Annotated in this window: 25 protein-coding genes; 3 read left to right on the top strand and 22 right to left on the bottom strand. The window is 59.4% G+C overall.

Annotation, left to right across the window (positions count from 1 at the left end; translation table 11 throughout):
- From IM294_RS19285 to IM294_RS19195, 19 genes are all read right to left on the bottom strand, one after another.
- Window positions 1-1,230: a beta-ketoacyl-ACP synthase gene (locus IM294_RS19285; protein ID WP_126818597.1), complete on the bottom strand. Its 1,230-nt coding sequence runs from the start codon at window positions 1,228-1,230 to the stop codon at window positions 1-3.
- Window positions 1,227-1,958, bottom strand: coding sequence for a 3-ketoacyl-ACP reductase FabG2 (locus IM294_RS19280; protein ID WP_126818596.1), 732 nt, complete (start codon window positions 1,956-1,958; stop codon window positions 1,227-1,229). The genes IM294_RS19285 and IM294_RS19280 overlap by 4 nt, the downstream gene beginning before the upstream one ends.
- Window positions 1,955-2,428, bottom strand: a complete 474-nt coding sequence (locus IM294_RS19275; RefSeq protein ID WP_047362581.1) for a 3-hydroxy-fatty acyl-ACP dehydratase — start codon at window positions 2,426-2,428, stop codon at window positions 1,955-1,957. Before IM294_RS19275 ends, IM294_RS19280 begins: the two co-directional genes overlap by 4 nt.
- Window positions 2,425-3,594: a beta-ketoacyl-[acyl-carrier-protein] synthase family protein gene (locus IM294_RS19270; protein WP_193360380.1), complete on the bottom strand. Its 1,170-nt coding sequence runs from the start codon at window positions 3,592-3,594 to the stop codon at window positions 2,425-2,427. The genes IM294_RS19275 and IM294_RS19270 overlap by 4 nt, the downstream gene beginning before the upstream one ends.
- A gap of 1 nt (window position 3,595) precedes the next feature.
- Entirely contained in the window at window positions 3,596-4,174 is a 579-nt protein-coding gene (locus tag IM294_RS19265; protein WP_028014709.1) for a DUF3261 domain-containing protein, read from the bottom strand.
- Window positions 4,171-6,495 (bottom strand): MMPL family transporter, encoded by a 2,325-nt coding sequence (locus tag IM294_RS19260; protein WP_126818594.1) that lies wholly within the window; start codon window positions 6,493-6,495, stop codon window positions 4,171-4,173. Before IM294_RS19260 ends, IM294_RS19265 begins: the two co-directional genes overlap by 4 nt.
- The gene (locus IM294_RS19255; protein WP_047367214.1) at window positions 6,464-7,069 is read right to left on the bottom strand and encodes an outer membrane lipoprotein carrier protein LolA; all 606 of its coding nucleotides are present in this window, start codon (window positions 7,067-7,069) and stop codon (window positions 6,464-6,466) included. The genes IM294_RS19260 and IM294_RS19255 overlap by 32 nt, the downstream gene beginning before the upstream one ends.
- Complete coding sequence (locus tag IM294_RS19250; RefSeq protein ID WP_047367213.1) at window positions 7,066-7,488, bottom strand: thioesterase family protein; 423 nt, start codon at window positions 7,486-7,488, stop codon at window positions 7,066-7,068. The genes IM294_RS19255 and IM294_RS19250 overlap by 4 nt, the downstream gene beginning before the upstream one ends.
- A 3-nt stretch (window positions 7,489-7,491) precedes the next feature.
- Window positions 7,492-9,183 carry a glycosyltransferase gene (locus IM294_RS19245; protein ID WP_126818593.1) on the bottom strand — a complete coding sequence of 564 codons (1,692 nt, stop codon included), beginning with the start codon at window positions 9,181-9,183 and terminating at the stop codon, window positions 7,492-7,494.
- On the bottom strand, window positions 9,174-9,527 hold the full coding sequence (locus IM294_RS19240; protein WP_028014704.1) for a hydroxymyristoyl-ACP dehydratase: 354 nt from the start codon (window positions 9,525-9,527) through the stop codon (window positions 9,174-9,176). Before IM294_RS19240 ends, IM294_RS19245 begins: the two co-directional genes overlap by 10 nt.
- Window positions 9,514-10,875, bottom strand: a complete 1,362-nt coding sequence (locus IM294_RS19235; protein WP_126818592.1) for an acyl-CoA synthetase — start codon at window positions 10,873-10,875, stop codon at window positions 9,514-9,516. Before IM294_RS19235 ends, IM294_RS19240 begins: the two co-directional genes overlap by 14 nt.
- A complete protein-coding gene (locus IM294_RS19230) occupies window positions 10,868-11,455 on the bottom strand; it encodes a hypothetical protein (protein ID WP_048960816.1) in 588 nt (195 codons plus the stop codon). The genes IM294_RS19235 and IM294_RS19230 overlap by 8 nt, the downstream gene beginning before the upstream one ends.
- Window positions 11,456-11,461: 6 nt before the next feature.
- Complete coding sequence (locus IM294_RS19225; RefSeq protein WP_024908875.1) at window positions 11,462-11,713, bottom strand: acyl carrier protein; 252 nt, start codon at window positions 11,711-11,713, stop codon at window positions 11,462-11,464.
- A gap of 10 nt (window positions 11,714-11,723) precedes the next feature.
- On the bottom strand, window positions 11,724-11,981 hold the full coding sequence (locus IM294_RS19220) for a phosphopantetheine-binding protein (protein WP_028014701.1): 258 nt from the start codon (window positions 11,979-11,981) through the stop codon (window positions 11,724-11,726).
- Window positions 11,962-12,777, bottom strand: coding sequence for a 1-acyl-sn-glycerol-3-phosphate acyltransferase (locus IM294_RS19215; protein WP_126818591.1), 816 nt, complete (start codon window positions 12,775-12,777; stop codon window positions 11,962-11,964). The genes IM294_RS19220 and IM294_RS19215 overlap by 20 nt, the downstream gene beginning before the upstream one ends.
- Window positions 12,774-13,496 (bottom strand): beta-ketoacyl synthase chain length factor, encoded by a 723-nt coding sequence (locus tag IM294_RS19210; RefSeq protein WP_041911891.1) that lies wholly within the window; start codon window positions 13,494-13,496, stop codon window positions 12,774-12,776. Before IM294_RS19210 ends, IM294_RS19215 begins: the two co-directional genes overlap by 4 nt.
- Window positions 13,497-13,543: 47 nt before the next feature.
- Entirely contained in the window at window positions 13,544-14,608 is a 1,065-nt protein-coding gene (locus IM294_RS19205; RefSeq protein WP_126818590.1) for a class I SAM-dependent methyltransferase, read from the bottom strand.
- Window positions 14,609-14,676: 68 nt separating this feature from the next.
- Entirely contained in the window at window positions 14,677-15,066 is a 390-nt protein-coding gene (locus IM294_RS19200) for a hypothetical protein (protein ID WP_028014697.1), read from the bottom strand.
- 323 nt (window positions 15,067-15,389) lie between these two features.
- Window positions 15,390-16,439, bottom strand: coding sequence for an AI-2E family transporter (locus tag IM294_RS19195; protein WP_041911893.1), 1,050 nt, complete (start codon window positions 16,437-16,439; stop codon window positions 15,390-15,392).
- Window positions 16,440-16,584: 145 nt separating this feature from the next.
- Here IM294_RS19195 and IM294_RS19190 point away from each other — a divergent pair, with 145 nt between their 5' ends.
- Entirely contained in the window at window positions 16,585-17,802 is a 1,218-nt protein-coding gene (locus IM294_RS19190; protein ID WP_041911894.1) for an MFS transporter, read from the top strand.
- 4 nt (window positions 17,803-17,806) lie between these two features.
- Here IM294_RS19190 and IM294_RS19185 read toward each other — a convergent pair whose 3' ends face one another.
- Both IM294_RS19185 and IM294_RS19180 read right to left on the bottom strand, forming a co-directional pair.
- Window positions 17,807-18,364 carry a DcrB family lipoprotein gene (locus IM294_RS19185; protein WP_126818589.1) on the bottom strand — a complete coding sequence of 186 codons (558 nt, stop codon included), beginning with the start codon at window positions 18,362-18,364 and terminating at the stop codon, window positions 17,807-17,809.
- Between the two features lie 72 nt (window positions 18,365-18,436).
- Window positions 18,437-19,102: a 7-cyano-7-deazaguanine/7-aminomethyl-7-deazaguanine transporter gene (locus IM294_RS19180; protein WP_028014693.1), complete on the bottom strand. Its 666-nt coding sequence runs from the start codon at window positions 19,100-19,102 to the stop codon at window positions 18,437-18,439.
- Between the two features lie 167 nt (window positions 19,103-19,269).
- Between IM294_RS19180 and tusA the strand changes: the two genes are divergently transcribed.
- Window positions 19,270-19,512, top strand: a complete 243-nt coding sequence (gene tusA, locus IM294_RS19175; RefSeq protein WP_032653764.1) for a sulfurtransferase TusA — start codon at window positions 19,270-19,272, stop codon at window positions 19,510-19,512.
- Between the two features lie 63 nt (window positions 19,513-19,575).
- On the opposite strand, the gene yhgN is transcribed toward tusA, so the two are convergent.
- Entirely contained in the window at window positions 19,576-20,169 is a 594-nt protein-coding gene (gene yhgN, locus IM294_RS19170) for an NAAT family transporter YhgN (protein ID WP_003861574.1), read from the bottom strand.
- Window positions 20,170-20,346: 177 nt separating this feature from the next.
- On the opposite strand from yhgN, the gene asd reads away from it, so the two are divergent.
- Window positions 20,347-21,450, top strand: a complete 1,104-nt coding sequence (gene asd / locus IM294_RS19165) for an aspartate-semialdehyde dehydrogenase (RefSeq protein WP_022649649.1) — start codon at window positions 20,347-20,349, stop codon at window positions 21,448-21,450.
- Window positions 21,451-21,574: the final 124 nt, after the last annotated feature.

Below are 21,574 nucleotides of genomic sequence, written 5' to 3'. Positions count from 1 at the left end.
TTACGCCCAGCGTTTAATGATAATCGAGGTATTGATGCCGCCAAACGCGAAGTTATTGCTCTGCAGATACTCGCAGTCAATCTGACGGGCTTCTCCCATAATATAATCTAAAGCCCCGCATTGCTCATCCGGCTGCGTTAAATTGAGCGTCGGCGCAAACCAGCCTTCGCGCATCATCTGCAGGCTCATCCACGCTTCCAGCGCGCCGCAGGCCCCCAGCGTGTGGCCAAAATAGCTCTTCAGCGAAGAAACCGGCACGCTGCCACCGTAGATGGCGGCCGTGGCCTGGCTTTCGGCGATATCGCCGCGGTCGGTGGCGGTACCGTGCGCGGAGATATACCCCATATCCCGGGCGCTTAACCCCGCCATCGCCAGCGACTGCTCCATGCAAATCTGCATGGTGTCACGCTGCGGCTGGGTGATATGGGCCGCGTCACAGTTGGTGGCAAAGCCCACGATCTCACCGTAGATGGTGGCCCCGCGCGCTCTGGCGTGCTCCAGCTCCTCCAGAATGAGGGTGCCTGCGCCTTCCCCAATCACCAGACCATCGCGCTGCGTATCGAACGGCGAGGGGGTGGTTTTGGGTTCGTCGTTGCGCTGGCTGGTGGCAAACAGCGTGTCAAACACCGCCGCTTCAGACGGACAAAGCTCTTCCGCGCCCCCCGCGACCATCACGGTCTGATAGCCGTGGCGAATTGCCTCCCAGGCGTAGCCAATCGCCTGGCTGCCGGAGGTACAGGCGCTCGACGTTGGGATCACGCGGCCACGTAGTCCAAAGAACAGGCCGGTATTCACCGCGGTGGTGTGCGGCATCATCTGGACGTAGGTTGTCCCGGTGATGTTATTGGTGTGCTTTTCGGTAAGCATGGTCGCGAATTCGCTGACCGGGCCGGTGCTGCCTGTCGAAGAACCGTAGGCGATGCCGGTTTGCCCGTTGGTAAGCACCGCTTCGCCAATCAGCCCCGCCTGCTCCAGCGCCAGCTCTGTGGCGCGGGTAGACATCAGCGACACGCGGCCCATGGCGCGAATACGCTTGCGGGTATAGTGTTCCGGCAGCGTGAAATCGTCGATCGGCGCGCCCAGCAGGGTGTGCAGGCCATCATAAACCTGCCATTCCGGCATTTTACGCACGGCGTTTTCATACGCCAGCAGCCGGCTGGAAACGGACTGCCAGTTCTCGCCAAAGGCGGTGACGCCGCCCATGCCCGTAATCACCACGCGACGCGTCATAGCATTCCTCCGTTAATCGAAATGACCTGGCGGGTGACGTAGCCCGCGATATCCGACATCAGATAGCTTGCCAGCCCGGCGACCTCCTCAGCCTGGCCCATACGTTTCATTGGGATGATGGACATCGCTTCCTTCAGCGCGGCCTCCTCCATCTCAATCATGCCGGTATCAATCAGCCCTGGCGCAATGCAGTTCACGGTGATTTTGCGTTTTGCCAGCTCGATCGCCAGCGCTTTGGTGGCGCCGATAATGCCCGCTTTGGCCGCGCTGTAGTTCACCTGGCCGCGGTTGCCCATCACGCCGGAGACGGAGGATAAGGTAATAATGCGCCCGCCCTGACGGGTGCCGATCATGGGCATAATGCAGGGGTGTATGACGTTATAAAAGCTGTCGAGATTGGTGTGGATCACGCTGTCCCAGTCGTCTTCACTCAGTGCCGGAAAAGCGCCGTCGCGGGTAATTCCGGCGTTGCTGACCACGCCATACCATGCGCCATGGGCATCAATTTCCTGCTCAAGCACTTCACGGCACTGATCGCGGTTGCCTACGTCAAACGAGAGTAAACGGCCGCTGCCGCCCGCCTGCGTGATGGCGTCCAGCGTCTCATGCGCGCCTGCGGCATCACGATGGTAATGCACGCCGACGGTGAACCCGTCAGCGGCAAGCTGGCGGGCGATGGCGCGACCAATGCCTTTGCTGGCCCCTGTGACCAGTACGGAACGACTCATGCGTGGGATCCCTGATTAAAAAGCGATGTTAATTCTTCTGCACTCGGCTGGAAGGTATTGACCCGGCCCGTGGCCAGCGTCTCTTCACCTGCGCAAATCGTGCATTCAAAACTGCCGAAGCGTTCGTCCTGCATCAGCAGCTTAACGGTAATGTCCAGCGTTAAGCCTTTGGCGAAACGCCCGCTGGCGCAGACCAGCTCGCGCGCGCCGAGCACCATGCCCAGCGCGATATGTTCCTGCCCCTGCTGCTGACGATGCCAGCCCGACCAGACGCCAACGGTCTGCGCCATTAGCTCGAGCGCGTACCAGCCCGGCAGGTCGCCATCGGCATTGAGAAACGGCGCCAGCACGCTTTGCCTGTCAACCGCCACGCGGCAGACCGCCATGTCATCCGTCACATTTTCAACGGACCCCAGCAGCATCATGGGCGCATCGTGCGGCAAATAGGCTTCGGGTGATAGATAGCTCATGACGTTCTCCCCAGCAGAATGCTGGCGTTATTGCCGCCAAACGCGAACGAGTTAGACAAAATCACCGGCTTTTTCAGGGCGGTGCTCTGGTGCAGCAGGCCGCACGGCGTCAGCGTCTCGTCCGGAGCGTAGCGGGAAAAATCCTGCGGCGGAAAGGGCAAATCGCGCGTCAGGATAAGCCAGCTCAAAGCCGCTTCGGTAATGCCGGCAGCGCCCAGCGTGTGGCCGGTAAGGTGTTTGGTTGAACTGCACGGCACGCTTTCCCCGAAGAGATCGTGAACCACCTGTGATTCAATCTGATCGTTGAGCGGCGTGGCCGTGCCGTGCAGGTTGATGTAGCCGATGTCGTCCGGCTGCATGCCCGCTTCGCTGAGCGCCTGAGTGATAGCCCTTATCGCCCCGTCGCCCTGCGGATGCGGGGCGGAAATATGGTACGCATCGCTGGATTCGCCCGTGCCGAGCAGCGCCACGTCCGCGGGTTCCCGGCTTAATACCATCAGCGCCGCCGCTTCACCGATGGTGATCCCCCGGCGGTCCCGGCCAAACGGCTCGCAGAGCGTGGGGGAGAAGGATTCAAGACTGTTAAAGCCGTTCACGGGCATCCGGCTCAGGGTGTCTGCTCCGCCGACAATGGCGATATCCACCAGCCCGGCTTCGATAAGGCGTTTGCCGCCGATCATCGCCCGCGCGCTGGAGGAGCAGGCGGTGGAGATCGTATAAGCCGGGCCTTCAAGCTGCAGCCAGTTGGCGAGAAAGCGGGACGGATCGCCCAGCTCCTGCTGCGGATACTGCCAGCGCGTGCGGGTCTCGCCGTCGGTCATGAGACGCACGTGCTCATCGCCTTCATCCAGCCCGGAGGTGCTGGTTCCCAGCACCACGGCCACGCGGTCGCGACCAACGCGGGCGATGGCCTCGTCAACGGCGGGCTGAATCTGCGCCAGCGCGGCCAGCAGCAGCTGGTTGTTGCGGGTGCGGTGTGCAGAGAAGGTGTCCGGGATGAGCGGCAGTTCGCCTTCCACCCCGCCCAGTACCGCTTCGGGCATTCCCTGCAGCCAGCCGGTCCGGGCTTGCATGCCCGGCGCCACGCCCGCAGCCAGGTTGGCGGCAATTTCATCAGGCGAGTTGCCCAGCGCGTTGACCATGCCAACAGCGGATATATAAATCATCTCAGTCACCCAGATATTGAATGGTGATGTGGTATTTGAATACGTGTTGCTCGATGCTGATCGGCTCGCGCTTGCCTTTGCGCTGGAGATAGACAATCTCCGTCACCAGCTTGCCGCTGGCGTTGCGCAGCTCGCGCCGATCGCCATTGTCCGTTAACGTCCAGCCCTTCGGCAACTGCGGCTGCCAGGCGCTAATCGGCCAGTGGCTGAGCATCACGTCGGCCAGCACCTGGCTGGCGGGCGGCAGCTGCGGCACGACGATCGACTGCTCGGTATGAATACCGCTCTCGTCGTACGTTGCCAGGAACAGGCGAATGCCCACGGAAGAGAGGCCGGCCAGCGTGACCTTATGCGCATCCGCGTTGAGCATCACCAGCAGGGACTGCGTTTGCCCGTTAAAGCTGCCGGTCAGCAGCTGCTGGGAGCTTACCGCCGGGCTGATGCCGGGCGGCGGCAGAGTGACTTTGGTGCCAGGCTGAAGCCAGGCCTGAGGCCGCGTCTCTTTGGTATCGGTCGAATGGCTGCAGCCTGCCAGCAGCAGCGCCGCGGCCAGCGCGACGGCGCGATAAACAGCGTTCATTTACGTTTTCTCTCTTTCTTATCCGGCATCGCCAGCGGTGCCAGCAGGAAGGCGGTGAAAATACCGCTCACCAGCACAATACCAAAGCTGCTGATGGCCTGGGTGGCGCTGAAGACGAGCATGCCCAGCGTCAGCAGGGTGGTCATCATGGCCAGGGTAATCGCCAGCATCGAAGTCAGCGGCGTACCGCGCGGGTTGCTGAAGAACAGCGTGTAGTTAATGCCAATGCCGAGCACCAGTACCAGCGCCAGCAGTGAAAACAGATTTACCGGGTGGCCCGTTGCGGCCAGCGCGGCCAGCCCGCAGCTCAGCGACAGTGCGGACGGCACCAGGCTTATCAGCCCTTTGCGCCAGCCGAGGCGCAGCATCGCCCCGCAGGCAATCACCGCCAGCGCCGCAAACAGTAGCCCCGTCAGCAGCGTGCGGTAGAGGGCAAACAGGCTGTCAAAGCTGGCCTTGCGGTCCACCCAGACGACGCCGTCATGGCGCGCGGCCAGCTCACCGAGCGCCGCGCTGTTTTTTGCACCGTCCACCGGCACGAGCACGCCGCTTTCCCCATCGGGCAGGGTCAGCCAGAGCAGGCGCCAGCCCTCGCTGGCCGGACTTTCAAGCCACGCGTCCACGCTGACCGGCATGGCGTCCAGATTGGGGGAAACGGCGTTGAGCCCTGCGCTTTTCAGCACGTTCGTCACCGCAGGCGCGGCGTTCCGCAGTAGCGCAAGGTCGCTTTTCTGGCGGGCCAGCGAGTTCAGCGGCAGGGTGCGCCAACGGGTGAGATCCCCCGCCTTTTGCGCCTCGGCCAGCGCGGGAGTAAAGGCTTCCAGCCGCTCCAGCGTTTGCTGGGGCGAAGCGCCATGCACCACAAACCATTTCTGATCGACGCTTTGGCCGGTCAGGGCGGTAATGGTTTTCTCCTGCGCCAGAATATCTTTCGGGAGCGCCTGCAACTGGGCGATGTCGTCGTCCACCTTCAGGGTGCTCATTCCCACGGCGGAGAGCAGCGCCAGCGCGACGGGCAGACCAACGGACAGTTTTTTACTGCGTCGCCAGGCGGCCAGCCAGCGCAACATCAGGACCATAAAGGGAACCGGGCGCACCGGCAAACCCCGGCACAGCCACGGATGCCAGAAAACTACCGTCAGGCAGGAGGCGCTCAGCCCCGTCGCGGCAAATACCGCCATCTGACGGATCCCGGGGAAGGGGGCCAGCATCATAATCAGGTAGGCGGCGACGGTCGTCAGCAGCGCCAGCAGCAGCGCATTGCGCACTTTGGCCAGGCTTTGCCAGGGAGAGAGCTCCGCGCCGTGCACCATCCGTTCGGTCAGGTAGTAAAGCGTATAGTCGGCCGAAATACCGATGATGCTCATGCTCATCACCAGCGTCATCAGGTGCAGTTCGCCAAAGAGCAGCAGCGTCACCGCCGTGCCCGCCAGCGCGCCGATGGCAATGGAGAGCACGCTCAGCAGCAGCGGGCGCAGAGAGCGGAACACCGCCACGATCAGCAGGAACACCCCAAGCAGGGTGGCGATGCCCAGCGTTGAGACGTCGCGTTTAGCCTGCTGGCTGGCATAATCGCTGTAGAACACCGTCCCGCGCGAAAGCAGCTGCGCCTGCGGGTAACGCGCTTTCAGCGTCTGTTGCAGCGCATTAAGCGTCGTCACGAGCCGATGGGTCTGCTGCATATCAAATGACGAGCCCGCCAGTTCGCCGTGCAGCAGATACCAGTAGTTTCCCGCTTCATCTTGCGTGACCAGCCAGCCGTCCATCAGCCGCAGCTTCTGGCCGTTTTGCGCCAGGGCGAGCTGCGAACCGCGCATCAGCATCAGCGGATCGTTTTGCAGCTCTTTGCCGCTGACGCCGGAGAAGGCGGAGTAGAGCTGGGATAAAATCCACTGCGCCTGCGCTTCTCCGCCGTTTTGCAGGCGGGCACGGGTGGTCGGATCAATCAGCCCGTTGCGGTGCTGCCAGAAGAACTCTCCCCAGGCCTTTTGCCCGGCGGCGTCCATCGGGCCTTTGACCTCGCGGAGCGCGTCGCTGCTGTGCAGCAGTTCAAGCCACTGCTGCGCCACGCGCGGATCGGGTTCTTTGCCGGGGCTGACCAGCCAGACCAGCTGGCGGTCGAGACGCTGCATAAACCCGTCGTTGAGCGCCGGAGGGATCGCCCCCAGCGTCTGCTTCGGCAGCATGGCCAGCACGCTGCTGTTCAGCCGCGCGCCGGGCAGCAGCGACAGCAGCACGCCCAGCATAACCAGACATACCGTGGCCCACAGCAGCGCCGGGCGCAGGGATTTACGGTGCGGCAAAGCGTTGGCGTTCGTCATCGGTCAGGCTGGCGGGCGTCAGTTGGTGGTTTGAAAGGGCGATATCGGTACGGTCGCCCTGCCTGTCGTTCAGGCGGATCGTCTCAAGATAGGTCGCGCCGCCCAGATCGAGGGTGGCGAAAATCTTGTCCAGCGGCGTCGTTTTTGGGGTAAGCACCAGCGACCAGCGGCCCGCGCCCAGGTCCTTAAAATCGATACGGAAGTTCTCTTCCAGCACCTTGCGGTCGGCCTGGAACAGGGCCCGCAGCAGGTGGTTGAACTGGAACATCTGCGGATTATTGTCGGCGGTGATGGTCTGCGGCGGCTGGCCGTTGATCGCCTGAACCATCCGCTTGTCGTCCAGCAGCAGCGTCATCGGAAACGGCGCTTTTTGATCCCACAGCAGGCCGCTGTCGCGGGCGATCAGCATCTCGCCCTGCGAGCGCAGCGGCTGCGGCATATCTTTTATCGTGCGGACCTGTTCGAAGTGCGCGCGCACCACAGGCTGCTCGGTGAAGCGCTGCTGCAGTTCATCCAGCGTCACGGCGCTGACCAGCGGACTGACGAGCAGCGCCAGCAAAGGCAACCATTTCATGGCGTGACTCCCATACGTTCAAACAGTACTGTCGGACTGACAAAGCACATTTCGCGGGTGGCTTCTTCCACCGCCACCTGGATGGTGTAGCCGGTGGTGGTGCGTTTGCCGCTCTGCGCATCGAAAATTTGATAGGCAATGCGCAGGCGGTTTTCATACTCTTCAATCTGCGCGCGAACGCGAATGCGCTGCTCAAAGGTCACTGCATCGCGGTATTTCACCCGCGTGTCGACAACGGGCCAGACGTAGCCGGAGGCTTTCATCTGGCGATAGCCATAGTCAAACTGATTGAGCAGCGCCTCGCGGGCGATCTCAAAGTAGCGGAAATAGTTGCCGTGCCAGACCACGCCCATCATATCGACGTCGTGGAACGGAACGGTGATCTCAACTTCAGTCGTAAAGCGGGGATCGGTCAGCACCCTTTACTCCTTCTCTCTGGACTCTGGCAGATGCCAGAAATCGAAAAAATTAAACCAGTCGAGCGGCGACATCAGGGCGTAATGCTCCAGCCGCTGCGCGTAGCGATCGACGGTAGCCTGCAGCGCCTGCTGGCGTTCCCCGCGCGGCAGGATCAGCGGGTCGGCAAACGGCTCGCTGTGCAGGACGAGCTTACCCTGCTGGCGCAGGGCGAAAATCAATACCACTGGACAGCGCAGGATGGAGGCCAGGATAAACGGCCCCTGAGGGAACGGTGCGGGCTGGCCCATAAACTGGCTCCAGATCACCCGCCACTCGCCGCCACGCTGCGGGTTGACGGCGATGCGGTCGCCCACGATCGCGACCCATTCTCCGCGCTCAAGCTTCTCTTTGATGGCAATGGCGGTGTCCGGGCCGATGTCGGTGACCGACATCAAATTCACGCCGGCCTGGGGCGCCATTTCGCTCATAATTTGCTTAAAACGCCGGGCGTTCTCGCTGAAGACCAGGGCGTTGATGGTTTTGCTGCCGTCCAGCTGGGCCAGCGCCCGGCAGGCTTCTACGTCGCCAAGATGCGAGGCCAGCAGCAGCTTGCCCTGCGGCGCCGCGATATTAAGCGTTTCGCTCGCGCCGGGAGCAAAGACCACGTCGCGCTTAAACTTCAGCTCGCCGCGCCAGCTGGCGACTTTGTCCAGCATCGCGTTGCCGAAGCGCATGAAATGGAAAAAGCTGTTGAGCCGTGCGGGAACAGGCATGTTCCGCTGTATCAGCACCTGCTTCACCCGTGCAATCCACTGCCGCGAAGCCTGCCGTGCTGGACGCGCGATAAGCCAGTAGACGCCGATCACCGGCCACAGCAGCACGGTAAACGCCCGCCGCCCCAGGAGCTGCCAGACACGCAGCATCAGGCGCATGCCCCACAGGCCTTTAACCTCGTCCTGCTGCGCCCAGTGCTTGCCGCGTCGACGGAAGAGCAGGCCGGGAATGCGGGGCAGCATGCCGAAGAACAGCCGGGTATGCATCAGGGAGATCCGCACGTTATCTTTCAACGCGTCGAAGTGGGACAACCCGTCATGCGGATAGGTCACGCGGGTGGGCAGAAAGACGCTGGTGTTGCCCTGCCAGTAGAGACGGACCATCACTTCGGTGTCAAAGTCCATCCGTTTACCGAGCGTTTCACGCGCGGCGAGCCGCAGCGTGGGCGAGACCGGGTAGACCCGAAAGCCGCACATGCTGTCTTTAAGCTGCAGGGATAAGGTCTCAATCCATACCCAGACGTGGGTGACCCAGCGACCGTAGAGCCGCGAGCGCGGGATGGAGTCATCGTAAACGGGCTGGCCGGAAATCAGCGCGTCCGGGTGGCGCTCCGCCAGCGCCAGCATTTTGGGAATATCTTCGATGGCGTGCTGGCCGTCCGCGTCCACCTGCAGGGCGTGGGTATAGCCCGCACGCGCGCACTCCTCCAGCCCCCTGATGACCGCGGCACCTTTGCCGGCGTTTTGCGCCAGACGGACCAGCGTCATCTGCGGCTGCTCCGCCGCCAGCCGCTCAAGCTCCTGGCGGGTGGCGGCTTCGCTGCCGTCATCCACTACCAGGCACGGCAGGCCAAACGGCGAGAGGCGCGACAGCACGCTGGCCATCGTGGCGCCGTGGTTGTAGCACGGGATCAGCACGCAGGGGCGGAAGGTTACTGACATAGACGAATTTTCCCGCTGCTGGCGGTATGGCGTTCAGCCCCGTCATGACGCAGGTAGCTGAAGGTCAGCAGTTTGCGCCCGGCATGCCACTCAAGCACCAGCGTCACCGTGGTTTCCGGCAGCAGAGGCGCCTGGAACTTCACGTTTTGAATGCTGTGAAAGCGGTAGCCCGGTGCCAGTAAAGTCGTTGCGTAGTGCATCACCCAGTCAAGCTGCGCAACGCCGGGCAGCAGCGGCTGTACGGCAAAATGGCCCTGAAACCAGAACAGAGAGGCGTCGAGATGCAACACGATCTCCAGCTTCTCCGGCTGTGCCTGATGGCGCTCGATTTCATGAATTTTCATGAAATAACTCCTCTAACTGCGCATAGACACGCTTGTTCATACTGTTTACCGGCATCTCATCGACAATGCGCCAGTAGCGTGGAACGGCGACCGGCTCAAGCCACGGCAGCAGGGCGCGTCGCCAGGCGAACTCCTGCGCTTTTTTATCCTGCAGATGCCAGCGCTGACGAACCGCCTCATCCAGCACCAGCAGGACGCCAATCCCCTGACGGCCCCCGCGCGTAACCGGCAGCGCAGCCGCCTCGCAAACGCCGTCGAGCTCCAGCAGGCGACGCTCAATCTCGTTAAGCGAGATGCGCTTTTCTTCAATTTTGACCACCCGCCCGCGACGACCAGCGATGCTAAACAGCCCCGCACTGTCGAAGTGGAGGATATCGTCCAGCTGGAGTCCTTCAGCCTCATGGATAAGTGGCGAAGTGACGCGGCAGGCGTCATCTTCCTGATGGAAGTTTACGCCGGGGAAGGGTCGCCACGGCAGGTTATCTTCCACGCGATGGCGCCAGGCGAGGATCCCGGTTTCGGTGCTGCCATAAATTTCGTCCGGCCAGATGTTAAGCCAGCCAACCGTGGTGGAGACGTCACGCCAGGGCAGCATTCCGCCCGCGGAAATCAGCATCCTGACGGGCGGCGCGGCCAGTTCGGTATCCAGGCGCTTCAGGAACGCCGGGCTGCTGATGAACAGGTAATGCCGGTCATGAGGAAGGGCGGCCAGCTGCTCTGCGTAGTAGAGCATCGCGGCATGTAGGGGCAGGCCCATCGCCATCGGCAGTACGATGCGAAATGTCAGGCCGTAAAGATGTTGCGGGACGACGGAGGCCACAACGCTACAGCCAGCCAGGCGTTCGCCGAAGCGGTCAGCCAGCAGGCGGGCTTCGCGATCCAGGCTGACGATGTGCTTAACCACCCGGCGCGGCGTTCCCGTGGAGCCGGAGGTGAACAGCTCGACGAAGCGGTTTTCGTTAATCTCCGGCAGGGGTACCCAGCGGGCGATCGTCTGGTGGCGGGAGGCTACCACAATCAGCTGCCCGTCAATATCGAGGGACCGATCGCTCAGGACGCCGCTAAACAGCGGCTGCTGCTCCTTAAGCAGCGAAACGCGGCTATGGCCGGGAATGACCGGCGTTTTACCGGCATGCAGCGAGGCCAGCAGCGCAACAATAAACAGGTAGCTGTTTTCAAAGCACAGCGCCCAGCGCTCGCCTTCCTGCTGACGCAGGGTGTCGACCAGTAACGTCACGTCGTGACGCAGCTGGCCCAGCGTCCAGGTACGATCGTCGAGCCAGGCGACGGGCGTGTCGTCAGGGCGGGGCGCGTTTAACCACTGGCCCAGCGGAAGGGGGTTAGTCATTCTGCATCTCTTTTTTTATCACCCGCTGGCGCACCAGCCACTCTGCCGCCATCAGCGTCCCCATCAGGATGTAAGCCACCATACCGTTCCACAGCGTCCACAGGTGCATGTCGCCGTGCAGGACGGTATACAGCGCCATCGCCCCGTTGCCGATGAAAAAGCCGCACCAGACGAGGGTCACCCTGCGGGTATAGCGCACGCCCTCCGGCGGCAAATTGGGCTCACGTAAGCGCGCCAGGCGTTCGACCAGCGGCATCGCTGTCCAGAGCGAACCGCCGAAGACGGCCAGCATTACAAGATTAACGACCACAGGGTAGAACAGCAGCCACTGGTGGGTTTTCAGCAGGTAGCTTGCCGCGCAGAGCGCGATCCCCGCCAGCGCCACGCACTGCACCACATACCGCATCGGGCCGGTGTTACGCCGCGCCTGACGCAGCCGCAGCAGCAACAGCAGCGCCATCACCGGCAGCAGCCACGGCAGGCTGTTATGCGTCAGCCCAAATCCAATCAGGAAGGGCCACGCCAGCAGCATCAGCCCCGTCAGGAGTGGGATGACCGGGAACGTCCGTCCACCACGCACGGTGTCTTACTCTTCGCGCAGCAGCTGTTCGACGGCGTCTACCACATCCTGAACGGTACGAACCGATTTGAAGGTTTCCGGCTTGATTTTCTTACCGGTTTTCTTCTGCAGATGGACAATCATGTCCACCGCGTCAATGCTGTCCAGCTCCAGGTCTTCGTAAAGACGGGCTTCGGGCGTAATGTCCTGCGGGTCGATTTCAAAGAGTTTGGTCAGAAGGCCGCAGACTTCCTGATAAATGGTTTCTTGTTCGGTCATAGTTCACATCTCAGGCGCGTTGGGCGTGGATAAAGGACGCCAGGGTGGCGACGGAAAAGAAGTGCTGGCGCATCTCTTCGCTTTCGGCAGAAAGCACCACGCCATACTGGTTTTTCACCGCCAGACCCAGCTCCAGCGCGTCGATAGAGTCGAGACCCAGCCCGTCGCCAAACAGCGCGGCATCGGTATCAATATCCTCTGCGGTAAGCTCGTCCAGATTCAGCGTGGTGATAATGAGATTCTTAATTTCAAGATAAAGCGCTTGCATCATTAATTCCTGACAAAGATTGAAGGCCTGATGTTAATCGATGCTGCAGGTGCCGGTTTAACTGCCTTGCCGCCAGTGCCGGTTCTTGTTGCCTTGCATCGTAAAATTCGTCGATGTTCACGCGATCGCGCACATCGACGGTAAAGACAGGTTTTGCGGGCGGTACATCATACCAGCGGCTTTTTTTATCCAGCAGGTGCTCGCTGCAGTGGATGAGTACGATCCGCACATCGCTGTGGCAGCGCACGGCGATATTTGCCGCGCCGCGCTGGAGGGACATCGCCTCACCTGGGCGGGTACGCGTCCCTTCCGGGAAGATTAACAGCGTGTCGCCCTGGGCCAGACGCTGCTGGCTGGCGGCGAGCAGGGGCTCGGCCTCGCTGTTAATCAGATAATCCGCCGCGCGGATAACGCCGCTGACAAACGGATTGCGCAGTAACGCGCTTTTCACCAGACAGTCGGTTTCGGGCATTACCGACGCCAGAATCACGTAGTCAATTAACGTAGGGTGGTTAGCAACCACCAGGCAGCCCCGATCGCCGCGCAGAGCATCAAGATTGTGGATGCGATAGTCCAGCACCCCGGTGCCGCGGGCAACGGTTAAGAAGAAGCGGAAGCTGGCCGCGATGCTGCGGCGCGCCAGGCGACGGCGTTTGGCGCGATCGCGCTGGGCAATCAGCAGCAGGTTGAACCAGACCAGCGACAACAGCAGCCCGCCCGCGCCAAACAGCACGAAGCAGAATCCGGTCATGGCCAGACGCCATAGCCAGTTGATCCGGGCGGTCAGGCGGTTCATTGGCGCGCCCACTGCCACAGCAAACGTTCGCCGGGCACCACAAACTGCCGTTCCTCGCGGAGATAGCGTTGCAGGAACATCAGGCTTTGCGGCAGGGCGGCTTCCTCGCCCGTGCTGCCGCTGCGGGTTTCGCACTGCCATTCGCTGCCGGCTTCAATCACCAGCGCCACCGCGTACGGCCAGGTAGGCATCTGCGGCGGTAACGCCGGATGGTAAAATTCCGGCAGCGCGCCGTCAAAATCCACCAGCAGGACGCGGGAGTAGCCCGCATGCAGCAGGCTCAGCACTTCACACAGGGCCTGCTGGAAGGTGTCCAGCCCGGCGGAAATGGATGATGAGACAACAGGCTGGCGAGCGGCGATCGTGAGATTGCCCACCGCGGAATTATGCACGGACATGGCGAAGTCGGTAGGCGAGACGGCCTGCCCGGTCGCCAGCGTATGCAGAATACGGTAATTGCGCTCCAGCTCGCCGTGGCGGCTGGAATAGACGACGGCGTCTATGGCGTGGCTTTGCAGCATGGCAAGACCAATATCCACCGCCAGCTTACTGCCTGAGTTAAGGCGGCGCGCGGTCATCATCGGTAACGCGGTCAGGCGGGGTAGAGGAGCCGTTGGGTCGATGGTCGACTGCAGGCGCGACCACGCCTGCCACTCTGCGGCATCGCTTAGTCCTGGCGCTCTTGCCTGCCAGTCAATAATGTTCAGTGAAAATTTCATCTACGCGCGTCCGCGGAATACCGTATTCAAAGGGCAGCCAGGCTGCGCTATTGTTCACGTTTGGTGCAAATTAACAGGGTATGACCTACCCCAAGGTTATCCAGCCGATGTGCTATGCTGAAGCCCGCCCTTTCCAGGTAGTGATAAAACTTCTCTACGCTGTAAAACCGGCTATTGCCATTCGCCATACAGGTGAAATAGAGCGAGGTGGCATTCAGGCTGAAAGCCGCCGCTTCATATTTCTGGGCATCCCAGAAAAGCTCCATGATGCACAACCGTGCGCCAGGCTTCATGACCTCTGCGACGCGCGTCAGCATGGCGACAATCTGATCCGGAGAGAAACAGTCGAGGAACTGGCTCATCCACCAGACGTCGGCATCTCCCGGCAATGCCGACGGACTAAGCATATCGACAGCATGGAATCCAATACGATGAGAAAAACCTGCTTTTTCGATGTTTTCCTGCGCCAGCGCTATCTGCTGCGGGAGATCGAGGATCGTCACGGCAACATTGTCGTCATAGCGGCAGCAGCGTAACGACCATTTACCTGTATTTCCGCCCACATCGTACAATTTTGTCGGCGAGCTTGCGAATATATATGGCAACGCAGCGTCAAAAGCGGCGTCGGAATAGTAATGATCGAAGGCAAACCAGCTCTCTTTTGCCGGGGCAGGAAGCTGGGATAAAGCCGGATAGATGGTTGGCCAGTCGCCAAACACGGATAATCCAGCCGGTTTTTCTTTCTGCAGGGCATCGGCCAGATAAAATAACCCCTGGTAACAGACGTCCTGCGTGAAATCCATATTAACGCGGGTCATGGTATCGTGGAGTAAGAAATGGCCCACTTTTGCCAGGAAATAACGACCTTCTTTATAAGTAATTATCCGCCCGCTTAATCCCATATCTAACAATACGCTGACGGCATAACTGCTCAGGGTACTGTTTTCGGTTATTTCGTCGAGGCTCGCCCCCTTATTACCCTGTTTATCGAGCCAGGCGAGAACGCCCGAGTTACGCAGACAAAGCGCGGTCTGAAATAACATCGGCGCAAAAGCGATGCGTTGCGCTTCGGTAATGGCATCCAGCGCGCTGAGCGTGTCCTTTTCGTACATTGTTGCGTAACCTTTCAGGGTAAGAAATGAGGTTATCGGGCCATGTCCGGCCCGACTTTAGAAAAATATTACAGCGCGGCACCCGCAGAAAGGTTCAGCTGAATATCATGGTCGAGGTTGTTCACCCAGCGGTTATAATTTTTGTGAATTTTACCGTCTGCCGCTTTCAGGTTCAGGCTGCTTTCGTAATTAATTGAATAACTTGTCGCAGAGTAGGGAATACGCACCTGGACCGAGTGATCGCGTGCCTGTAGACGGCCCTTAATCACGCCCGGGCCCGCTTCCGTCATGATCCAGTCACGCTTCTGGCCTGCTTTCAAAATGGCTGTTTTCACCTGATCGGCAGTATGACCCGCGCTCACGACAGAGTGAACCTGAGCGATAGGGGCGGTACGCGCACAGCCAGCCAGTGCGCCAACGAATACGGCGGCAGTGCACCATTTAACGAGCTTTTTCATCAACAACTCCATATCAATAATAACAATTAAAGGTAGTGTTTTTTACAAATAAGCATCACCAGGCTTAAGGATTAAGTCAGGTGTGTTTTTAATCAATATTAATGTTTACATTACGTCGTCGCTAAGGCGGGGTATAATATCACGCAAAATAATTAATCATTCCGTTTTTTTTAATTTGTTTTAAGGGCGTGTTGCATTTAAGCGAAATCTGGGTGAGTTGATAAAAAAACGGAAGGAATAAGCCTTAACGCAAATAAAAAAATACCGCGACGGTGAGCGTCGCGGTATTTGACGGTATAAACCCGTTTACACAGACAGATACGTTACCCCGGCAACCGGCTTTTCGGCCGCCCCGGCCCAAGCAGGATCGCCAGCTTGCTGCCCCCTTTGGTGGTTTCCATCCAGATTTTACATACGCTGGTCAGCGGGACCGACAGCAGCATGCCGACAGGGCCCAGCAGCCATCCCCAAATCAGCAAGGATAAAAACACCACCAGCGTCGACATGCCCAGCCGGTGCCCCATCATGCGCGGTTCAAGAATGTTGCCCAGCACCATATGCACGACGAGGAACAGCGCTCCGACCAGCATACATTCGTAGAAACCGTTAAACAGAAACGCCTGAATCATCGGCGGCACGGCGGAAAGCACCGCGCCAATATTCGGCACGTAGTTCAGCAGAAACGCCAGCACCCCCCACATCAGCGCGAACTGAACATCCATCAGCATCAGCCCCAGCCAGACAATAATCCCGGTCCAGACGCTCAGCAGCGTTTTCAGCGCCAGATATTTGGAGACGCCCTTTAAGGCGCGGTGTAGGCCGGCAATGTGTATTTGCGGGTTATTTAAAGCAAAGCGCAGCTTATACGGAACATGGCGCACTTCGAACAGCATAAACACCACCGTCATGACCAGCAGCAAAATGCTGGCCATCGCGCCGGAAAGACCGGTCATCAGCGTGGTGGCGTAGGTCATGACCTTCTCGGAATCCATCCTGCGCAGCATCCGTTCTGGCGAAATATGCAGGTTAAGAAAGGGCATCATCTCCTGCAGTGCGACGATTTTACGCGTCAGCTCTTTATTGTACTGCGGCAACATGGTGGAGAATTCGCTCAGCGATGCCGCCAGTACGCCGAAGAGCGCCGTCAGGCCAATCAGCATCACGATAACCACGATGGTGATGGCCACCGGGCGGCTCACGCCCCGGCGTAAAAACCAGGTCACCAGCGGATTGAGGACAATGGCAAAAAAGAGCGCCAGCAGGAGCTGGACGATAATGTCAGCGGCAGCATGTATACCCGCAAGGATAACCACCAGACAGGCGAGTTTTAATAAGATGTGGAGTCCTGCTTTATCGGGCTGGGGAGCTAACATGCGCGTTCCTTAATAAGATGACCCGATAAGTGTAGTGCCTTAGGGCCGCTTCGTCTGGCACCGATAATCTGAAAGTCGGGGCTGATTTTCTTATTGCTCCGTGGTAATAGTGAAACACTGTTGCAAAAAATTCAGGTAGAACCCCATGCCAGAACCTGCCGCCGAACCGGCGCTGAGCGGATTGCGCCTCAATCTGCGCATTGTTTCCGTCGTTATCTTCAACTTTGCCAGCTATTTAACGATCGGCCTGCCGCTGGCGGTTCTGCCGGGCTACGTCCATGACGTGATGGGTTTTAGCGCGTTCTGGGCGGGGCTGGTCATCAGCCTCCAGTATTTCGCCACGCTCCTTAGCCGCCCGCACGCCGGGCGCTACGCCGACCTGTTCGGTCCCAAAAGCATTGTGGTAGTGGGATTGTGCGGCTGTTTCCTCAGTGGTCTGAGCTACCTGCTGGCTGCCGCTACCAGCCACTGGCCGCTGGTCAGCCTGGCGCTGCTTTGCCTGGGCCGCGTCATTCTCGGGATTGGGCAAAGCCTGGCAGGAACCGGCTCGACGCTATGGGGTGTGGGGGTTGTCGGTGCACCACACATTGGCCGGGTTATCTCGTGGAACGGGATCGTCACCTACGGGGCGATGGCGCTCGGCGCGCCGCTTGGCGTGGCCTGTTACGCCTTTGGCGGTCTGTATGGACTGTCGCTGACCATTATAGCGGTCGCGCTTGTGGCGATACTGTTTGCGCTGCCGCGCCCGAAGGTGAAGGCCAGCAAGGGCAAGCCGCTGCCGTTTCGGGCCGTGCTGGGGCGCGTCTGGCCGTACGGCATGGCGCTGGCCCTGGCGACCACCGGCTTCGGCGTCATTGCGACCTTCATTACCCTGTTTTATGACGCCAAAGGCTGGGAGGGCGCGGCCTTTGCGTTAACCCTCTTCAGCGGTGCGTTTGTTGGCGCACGCCTGCTTTTCCCGAACGGTATCAACCGTCTGGGCGGGCTGAACGTGGCGATGATCTGCTTTACGGTAGAGATTGTCGGGCTGCTGTTAACCGGCATCGCCAGCGCGCCCTGGATGGCGAAAATTGGCGTCTTCCTGGCGGGAGCCGGTTTCTCGCTGGTCTTCCCGGCGCTGGGCGTGGTGGCGGTTAAAGCGGTGCCGCAGCAGAATCAGGGGGCGGCGCTGGCGACCTATACGGTATTTATGGATATGTCTTTAGGCATAACCGGGCCGCTGGCGGGGCTGGTGATGGCCTGGGCGGGGGTACCGGTGATCTATCTTGCCGCGGCGGGTCTGGTGATAATTGCCCTGCTGCTGACGTGGCGGCTAAAAAAATGGCCCCCGGTGCAGGCACCGGAGGCCACGTCATCGTCGTGAAGGGTTACTGGATCACGATGGTGTTAATGATGTTTTCAGCAGCCGTCTGCGCTTTCTGCTGATCTTCCGCTGGCAGGGTGATCTGCAGGGTCAGCAGTTTGTTATCAACCTTGCCCAGCACCACAGAAGACCAGGCGGTCTGGCCTTTCGCGGAGATGATGCTGTCCAGCTGCTGCAGCTTATGGCCTTTCAGCTCGATGGATTTATTGGTTACCACCTGCAGCTGCGGGTCGCGGCCGCGCTGCTGGTCTTCCAGACGTTTGGACAGGACGGCCAGGTCTTCGCTGGTGTCGTCGCCCACAATCACAATGACCGCTTTCTGGCCGGTTGCGTCGGAGTAAACGTGCATGTTATTCGCCTGGGTGCCCAGCTTGCCGCTCTGGTCAGTCATATCGGCTGGCAGAGAGAAAGTGAGTTTGCCATCCATCAGATTCACCGGCTGACCGGTCGCGTTGCTTTCTGCGGATGCGCCCTGAGCAGGCGTTTTCGTGTCGCTGTTATCACAGGCTGCAAGACCCACAACCAGCAGGCCAATCCCGACATATTTAACCAGATTGCGCATTGACTTCTTCCTTTCGATAAACGGCCATAGCGGCTCATTCACCCATCTTATCACAACTGATAAAGCGAACCCTTAACCAGCCTGCAATGCCGTGATTTCAGATTTATCTGCCAGCCTTTTCAGCAGCATATTCAGCAGCACGCCGTACATCGGCAGGAAGAAAACAATGCTGATGAGCACCTTGAAGCAGTAGTCCACCAGCGCGATCTCCATCCAGTGCTCGGCCATAAAGGCATCCGGGCTGCGCCAGAAGGCGATGAAGAAGAAGGCCAGCGTATCGCTCACGTTGCCGAACAGCGTGGACGCGGTCGGCGCCATCCACCAGCGGTGATTCTGACGCAGGCGGTTAAACACGTGCACGTCGAGGATCTGCCCCAGCGCGTAGGCCATAAAGCTTGCCGCGGCGATACGGGCGACAAACAGGTTGAAGTGTGTCAGCGCCTCAAAGCCCTGCCAGCTACCCATGTAAAACAGGGAGGAGATCACGTACGAGATGAACAGCGCCGGAAGCATGACCGCAAAGATAATGCGGCGCGCCAGCGGTGCGCCGAAGATACGCACGGTCAGATCGGTGGCGAGGAAAATAAACGGAAAGCTAAACGCGCCCCAGGTGGTATGAAAACCAAAAATGGAGATCGGGAGCTGCACCAGGTAGTTGCTGGAGGTGATCACCAGCAAATGGAAAAGCGAAAGCCAGAACAACGCTTTTACGCGCTGTGATTCAGAGAACTGCGTCATATTGTGACCTTTTTATACGTTGGGGTGAGGGAACCCAATAAAAACCGCAGCATGATACTGCTTTGGCTGGACTTTGCAATGGTTAGTTTTTGCGCAATCGTTAACCTGGTTTGCATTGCCCGCGCCGGGGCGTAAACTACTGCCGTTTTTATCTGACCGAGAAGATCATGACCGACCTGTTTTCCAGCCCAGACCACACCCTTGATGCCCAGGGCCTTCGCTGCCCGGAGCCGGTAATGATGGTACGTAAGACCGTGCGTAACATGCAGACCGGTGAAACGCTGCTGATTATTGCCGACGATCCGGCCACCACGCGCGATATTCCCGGTTTTTGTACCTTTATGGAGCATGAACTGGTGGCACAGCAGACGGAAACGCTGCCGTACCGGTATTTGATTCGTAAGGGGTAGGTGGTCGGCCTCAGCGGCCTGATGCCCTCACCCCGGCCCTCTCCCACGGGGAGAGGGAGAAAGTCATCCTTTCATCCACGCCCGGATGCCGTCCAGGAACATCTGCGTCGCCATCATTACCAGAATCAGCCCCATCAGACGCTCCAGCGCGTTCACCCCTTTCTCACCCAGCAGGCGCAGGAACAGCGACGACTGCAGCAGAATAATAAATGTTCCGCCCCAGGCAATCAGCAGGGCAATGACCAGATGGCTCATCTGATTCGGATACTGATGCGACAGCAGCATCAGCGTCGCCAGAATGGTTGGCCCCGCGACGAGGGGAATCGCCAGCGGCACGATAAACGGCTCTTCGCCCGCGGGCAGGCCGCTGCTGCTGCCTTCGGCGCTCGGGAAGATCATCTTAATGGCAATCAGGAAGAGAATAATCCCGCCGGAAATGGAGACCGTTTCGGCGCGCAGGTTCAGGAACGCGAGGATTTTTTCACCGGCAAACAGGAAGATAAACATCACCAGCAGGGCAATAAGCAGCTCGCGGATCATGATCGCCCGGCGGCGCTTCGGCTCGGTGTGCTTCAGCACCGACATGAAGATGGGCAGGTTGCCCAGTGGATCCATTATCAGGATCAATAAAACCGCTGCTGAAATGATTTCACTCATGTAAATTATCCCTGAAACTCTCTATGGTTATTATGATAATTAGCTGTATTTCTGATTGCCGGGCAATCATCGATTAATTTCGCTTGCGACTTTGGCAGCATTTTGTAATGTGAAGCATATCCCAGTTCAATACTGGCTTGCACAATCAGCACACACCCTCAGCAGGAAAAAAATGCTATGAAAAACGTTGGTTTCATCGGCTGGCGCGGTATGGTCGGCTCTGTACTCATGCAACGCATGGTTGAAGAGCGCGATTTCGACGCTATCCGCCCGGTCTTCTTCTCCACTTCCCAGCTCGGCCAGGCTGCTCCGTCCTTTGGTGGTACCACAGGCACGTTGCAGGACGCTTACGATCTGGAAGCGCTGAAGGCACTCGACATTATTGTGACCTGCCAGGGCGGCGATTATACCAACGAAATCTATCCAAAGCTGCGTGAAAGCGGCTGGCAGGGCTACTGGATTGACGCGGCCTCTTCACTGCGCATGAAAGACGATGCCATCATTATTCTCGACCCGGTTAACCAGGACGTCATCACCGACGGCCTGAACAACGGCGTGAAAACCTTTGTTGGCGGTAACTGCACCGTCAGCCTGATGCTGATGTCCCTCGGCGGCCTGTTCGCGCAGGACCTGGTGGAGTGGGTCTCCGTGGCGACCTACCAGGCCGCGTCCGGCGGCGGCGCGCGCCACATGCGCGAGCTGCTGACCCAGATGGGCCAGCTGCACCAAAGCGTCGCGACCGAGCTGGCAAACCCGGCGTCCGCCATCCTCGACATCGAGCGCAAAGTCACTCAGCTGACCCGCAGCGGCGAGCTGCCGGTGGATAACTTCGGCGTACCGCTGGCCGGCGGTCTGATCCCGTGGATCGACAAACAGCTGGATAACGGCCAGACCCGCGAAGAGTGGAAGGGCCAGGCGGAGACCAACAAAATCCTCGCCACCGCGAATACCATTCCGGTTGACGGTCTGTGCGTGCGTATCGGCGCGCTGCGCTGCCACAGCCAGGCCTTCACCATTAAACTGAAAAAAGATGTGTCTATTCCGACCGTGGAAGAGCTGCTGGCCGCGCACAACCCGTGGGCGAAAGTGGTACCAAACGATCGCGATATCACCATGCGTGAACTGACCCCGGCTGCCGTTACCGGCACGCTGACCACGCCGGTTGGCCGCCTGCGCAAGCTGAACATGGGGCCGGAGTATCTCTCCGCGTTCACCGTCGGCGACCAGCTCCTGTGGGGGGCCGCCGAGCCGCTGCGCCGCATGCTGCGCCAGCTGGCGTAATAATTTGTTAAACACAGGGGGTGATTGTCACCCCCTTTTTTTGCGTACTACATGGAGTAAAACGCAGATGTCTTATTTTTTATCAGGAGGAACCACGACGTTGGCTATGCTTTAAGGAAGATTT

Origin of the sequence: Enterobacter cloacae complex sp. P43RS (assembly GCF_014930585.1) — a bacterium.
GTDB classification, from domain to species: domain Bacteria; phylum Pseudomonadota; class Gammaproteobacteria; order Enterobacterales; family Enterobacteriaceae; genus Enterobacter; species Enterobacter bugandensis.
Note: the sequence above shows the minus strand (reverse complement) of the source record. Positions and strands in the feature narration are given on the sequence as shown.